Origin of the sequence: Kitasatospora sp. NPDC093558, from assembly GCF_040683475.1 — a bacterium.
Classification (GTDB): Bacteria; Actinomycetota; Actinomycetes; order Streptomycetales; family Streptomycetaceae; genus Kitasatospora.
This window is the reverse complement of record NZ_JBFBDY010000502.1, coordinates 1-4,717: the sequence shown is the minus strand read 5'-3', so window position 1 is coordinate 4,717 and position 4,717 is coordinate 1. Positions and strand designations below refer to the sequence as shown.

The following is a 4,717-nucleotide window of genomic DNA, read 5'->3' as shown; positions in this document are numbered from 1 at the left end:
CCGGGCCAGGTGAACCCGGGTGGCAGGTCCGGGCGGGTGCCGGCCGGGTTGTGCTGGGTGAGGTGGAGCCGGGAGTGGTCGTCCGAGTAGACCTGACCGGCGCCGGCGGCACCTTCAGCGCGGGCGCGGATATCGCCGAACTCGCCGAGGTGTACGGCGATCCGGAGCGCGCGGACGCCTACCACGCGGTCAACGTCGCGGCCGAGGAGGCGCTGGCCGCCTTCCCGCACCCGACGATCGCCGCCGTCCGGGGCGCCTGCGTCGGCGGCGGCTGCCAGCTGGCCGTCGCGTGCGACCTGCGGTTCGTCGCCGAGGACGCCCGGCTCGGGATCACCCCGGCCAAGCTCGGCGTGGTCTACCCGGCGGTGCCGACGCTGCGGCTGGCCCGGCTGGTCGGTCCGGCGCGCGCCAAGTACCTGCTGTTCTCGGGCGAGTTGGTGCGGGGCCGCGACGCACTCGCGCTCGGCCTCGCGGAGCGGGTCCTGCCGGACGCCGAACTGGACGCCGCCGCGCTGGCGTTCGCCCGCGTGCTGACCAGCCGTTCGCCGCAGACGATCGGCGCGGTGAAGGCCGCCCTGGCCGTCCCGGAGGAGCAGGCCGCGCAGGCGCTGGCGCCGTGGGAGCGGCGCTCGCGGGAGGCGTCGGACGTGCACGAGGGGCTGGCCGCGTTCCTGGAGGGCCGCCCGGCCCGGTTCTGACCGGCCCGCCCGCGGGCCACCGCCCGGCCGCACGTACGATCATCCGGCCCGACCGCCAGTGCCCGACCGCCCGTGACCGACCACCGGAGCAGCGACCCCGATGACCGAAGCCGCCACCGCCCCCGCCCCCCGGACGCTCTGGGCCCGGCGGATCACCGACGGCGTCGAGCCGAAGAACGTGATCATCGTGCTGCTGCCGCTGCTCGGTGGCCTGCGCTACGGCTGGCGGGGCATCGCCTGGGCGGCCTTCGCCGCGCTGTTCGCGGCCGTCATCCCGACCCTGTTCATCCAGCGCGCCATGCGCCGGGGCACCGTCGGGGACCGGCACGTCGGCCACCGGCAGAGCCGGCTGACGGTCCTGCCGCTGATCATGGGCTCGGTCGCGATCAGCTTCGCGGTGATGCTGTGGGCCGACGCCCCGGGCGACCTGACCGCCCTGGTGGCGGCGATGTTCGCCTCGCTGATCCCGATCCTGGTGATCACCGTGTGGTGGAAGGTCTCCGTGCACACCGCCGTCACCGGCGGGGCGGTCGTCTGCCTGGCGATCGCGCTCGGCCCGTGGTGGCTGCTGCTCGCCCCGCTGGTCGCCGTCGTCGGCTGGTCGCGGACGGTGCTGCGGGACCACACCACCGCGCAGACGGTCGTCGGCACGGTGGTGGGCGCCCTGTCCGCCGGGCTCACGTTCTGGGCCGCCAGGTAGTCAGCGGATCGGCATCCCCGAGATCGCCCGCGCGATGACGAGCCGCTGGATCTCGCTGGTCCCCTCGAAGATCGAGTAGATGGCGCTGTCCCGGTGCATCCGCTCCACCGGGTACTCCCGGGTGAAGCCGTTGCCGCCGAGGATCTGCATCGCCTGCGCGGTGACCCACTTGGCCGTCTCGCCCGCGTACAGCTTGGACATCGAGCCCTCGGCGGCCGTGAACGGCCGGTTGTTGACGGCCATCCAGGAGGCCCGCCACACCAGCAGCCGGGCGGCGTCGATCCGGGTCCGCATGTCGGCGAGCTGGAAGGCGACGCCCTGGTTGTCGATGATCGGGCGGCCGAACTGCTCGCGCGTCTTCGCGTAGTCCAGCGCGACCTCGTACGCGGCCCGCGCGATGCCGATCGCCTGCGCGCCGACGGCCGGGCGGGAGGCCTCGAAGGTCGCCATGGCCGCGTTGCCCCGGCCGCTCCTGCGCACGCCCTCGCGAGCCCGGGCCAGCCGCTCGTCCAGCTTCTCCTTGCCGCCGAGCAGGCAGCTGCCGGGCACCCGGACGTCGTCCAGGACGACCTCGGCGGTGTGCGAGGCACGGATGCCGTGCTTCTTGAACTTCTGGCCCTGGCTCAGCCCGGGGGTGCCCGGCGGGACGACGAAGGAGGCGTGGCCGCGGGCGCCGAGCTCAGCGTCGACGGTGGCGACGACGACGTGGACGGCGGCGATCCCGCCGTTGGTGGCCCAGGTCTTGGTGCCGTTGAGCACCCACTCGTCCTTGGCCTCGTCGTAGACGGCCCGGGTGCGCAGCGCGGAGACGTCGGAGCCGGCGTCCGGCTCGGAGGAGCAGAACGCGGCCACCTTGACGTCGTCCGGGGTGCCGAACATCTGCGGCGTCCAGGTGCCGATCTGCTCGTCGGTGCCGTTGGCGAGCACGGCGACGGCGGCCAGCGTGGTGCCGACGATGGACAGGCCGATGCCGGCGTCGCCCCAGAACAGCTCCTCCATGACGATCGGGATGCCGACGCCGGAGGGGTCGAAGTACTGCTGGGCGTAGAAGTCGAGCGAGTAGATGCCGAGCTTGGCGGCCTCCTGGATGACCGGCCAGGGGGTCTCCTCGCGCTCGTCCCACTCGGCGGCGGCGGGCCGGACGACGTCGGCGGCGAAGCCGTGCAGCCAGTCGCGGACGGCGAGCTGGTCCGCACCCGGGTCCATCGAGAACGTGCTGCTCATGGTGCTTGCCTCCGAAGAAGGGGTACGGCCGACCGGGGTGTTACCCGGGGTAACACAGCCGGAGTCTGCTACTGATTGGTAACCGGTGTCAACGCCCCCGCACCGCCCGGCGCGCCCGCGCCGGCCCACCCGACCCGAGGAGCAGCGCATGTCCCGAGAGCCCCGCCGCGAGCAGCTGCTCAACGCCGCCGACCGGGTCATCCAGCGGGAGGGCCCGAGCGCGAGCATGAACGCCATCGCCGCCGAGGCCGGCATCACCAAGCCGATCCTCTACCGGCACTTCGGCGACCGGAACGGCCTGATCCGGGCCCTGACCGAACGCCACACCGGCGGCCTGCTGGCCGCCGTGCGGGCCGCGCTCGCCGAGCCGCTGGAGCGCCGCGATCGCGTCGAGCACGTGCTGGACACCTACCTGGCCGGCATCGAGGCCCGCCCGCAGGTCTACCGGCTGCTCACCCACCCGGAGCCCGGCGACCCGACCGGCGCGGGCAACGCGCTCGCCCCCGCGCTGCGGCAGATCGCCGAGGAGATCACCCGGGCCGTCCAGAGCCAGGTCGACCTCGGCGCCGACCGCGACCTGCTCGCCGAGGCCTGGGGGCGGGGCATCACCGGCATGGTGCTGGCGGCCGGCGACTGGTGGCTGGAGTCCAAGCCCTGCTCGCGCACCCGCATGGTCCAGGCCCTCGCCGACCTGCTGTGGGGCCGCCTCGCCGCCGCCGCGGACCTGCCGACCGCCGTCCTGCCGACCGCGCCCGCCGAACCGGCCGAAGCCAACGGCACCGCCTGAACGCTGGAGCAGGCGGCGCCGTCCGACCTCTTGTGCCGCCCGCCGCGCCGCAGGCATCATCGGGCCCCACCCACCGCCGTGCGAGGTCCGAATGCGCCTGCGCCGCAACGCCGTTGCCCTCCTGCTCGCCGTCACCGCCGTCACCACCGTCCTGGCCGGCGCCCCCAGCGTGTCCGCACAGGAGTCCGCACGGGAGACGGCCCACTTCCCGACCGGCACCGCCACCGGCCCCGACGGCCGCACCGCGCTCACCGACGCCCAGGGCCGCCGCCTCCAGCTGCGCGGCTTCAACCTCGACAAGTACGCCGAGGCCACCGAGGCGGACGTCAGGTCCATCGCCGCCCAGGGCTTCACGCTGGTCCGCGTCGCCGTCTCCTGGAACCGGCTGGAGCCCGAGCGGGGCCGGCTCGACCCGGCCGAACTCGACCGCCTGCACCGGCTCCTCGGCTGGGCCGACCGGTACGGCGTGCTCGCCCTCGTCGACCTCCACCAGGACGTCTACGGGCCCGCGTTCGGCGGCGGCGACCGCGGCATCCCGCGCTGGGCCACCCGGGACGACGGCCTGCCGTTCACCCCCGACCCGAACGACTGGTTCGCCGGCTACTTCCAGCCCGCCGTCCAGGCCGCCTTCCGCCACCTCTACGACGACCCCGACCTGCGCGCCTGGCAGGCCGACTTCTACACCCGGCTCGCCCGCGAACTGCGCGGCCACCGCTCGCTGCTGGGCTACGACCTGTTCAACGAGCCCTTCGGCCCGGTGGACGGCGACCCCACCGACCCGGCCGTCCTCGCCGCCGCCTCCGCCGCCCTCGAACAGGGCCGGCTCGCCGACCTGTACCGCCGCCTGATCGCGGCCGTCCGCCGGGCCGACCACCGCGCCTGGCTGTTCGTCGAACCGACGGTCCTGGTGGGCCAGGGCGTGCCCACGCAACTGCCCGGCTTCGACGACCCCCGGCCCGGAGCGCCCCGGCTCGGCTACGCACCGCACTTCTACGACACTGCCGTCGAGAACGGCGCCGACTGGAACCCGTCCGACGGCTTCGTCGAGCACTACACCGCCGCGATCACCGCCTATCCGGCCGCCCACCGCCTGCCCGTCCTGGTCGGCGAGTGGGGGCCGCCCGACTCCCGTACGCCGGGCAACACCCTGCTCGTCCGGCGGCAGGTCGCGGCGATGGACGGCTTCGCCGAGGGCTGGACGATGTGGTACTGGTGCCGCGGCACCGGCGGCTACTGCGCGCTCGACCCGGCCGCCCGCCGCAGACGACGAAGTGCTGGCTGATCGGCTCGACCGGAGGGGTCCCCCAC

Annotated in this window: 5 protein-coding genes; 4 read left to right on the top strand and 1 reads right to left on the bottom strand. The window is 74.6% G+C overall.

Annotation, left to right across the window (positions count from 1 at the left end):
* The coding region (locus tag AB0O00_RS30105) for an enoyl-CoA hydratase/isomerase family protein (protein ID WP_363657106.1) at nucleotides 1-698 on the top strand (698 nt) is incomplete at its 5' end.
* Nucleotides 699-798: 100 nt separating this feature from the next.
* On the top strand, nucleotides 799-1,398 hold the full coding sequence (locus AB0O00_RS30100; protein WP_363657104.1) for a hypothetical protein: 600 nt from the start codon (nucleotides 799-801) through the stop codon (nucleotides 1,396-1,398).
* Here AB0O00_RS30100 and AB0O00_RS30095 read toward each other — a convergent pair whose 3' ends face one another.
* Nucleotides 1,399-2,622, bottom strand: a complete 1,224-nt coding sequence (locus tag AB0O00_RS30095) for an acyl-CoA dehydrogenase family protein (protein ID WP_363657102.1) — start codon at nucleotides 2,620-2,622, stop codon at nucleotides 1,399-1,401.
* 148 nt (nucleotides 2,623-2,770) lie between these two features.
* Here AB0O00_RS30095 and AB0O00_RS30090 point away from each other — a divergent pair, with 148 nt between their 5' ends.
* On the top strand, nucleotides 2,771-3,409 hold the full coding sequence (locus AB0O00_RS30090) for a TetR family transcriptional regulator (protein WP_363657100.1): 639 nt from the start codon (nucleotides 2,771-2,773) through the stop codon (nucleotides 3,407-3,409).
* A 91-nt stretch (nucleotides 3,410-3,500) separates the two neighbouring features.
* On the top strand, nucleotides 3,501-4,691 hold the full coding sequence (locus AB0O00_RS30085) for a cellulase family glycosylhydrolase (RefSeq protein ID WP_363657098.1): 1,191 nt from the start codon (nucleotides 3,501-3,503) through the stop codon (nucleotides 4,689-4,691).
* Nucleotides 4,692-4,717 lie beyond the last annotated feature (26 nt).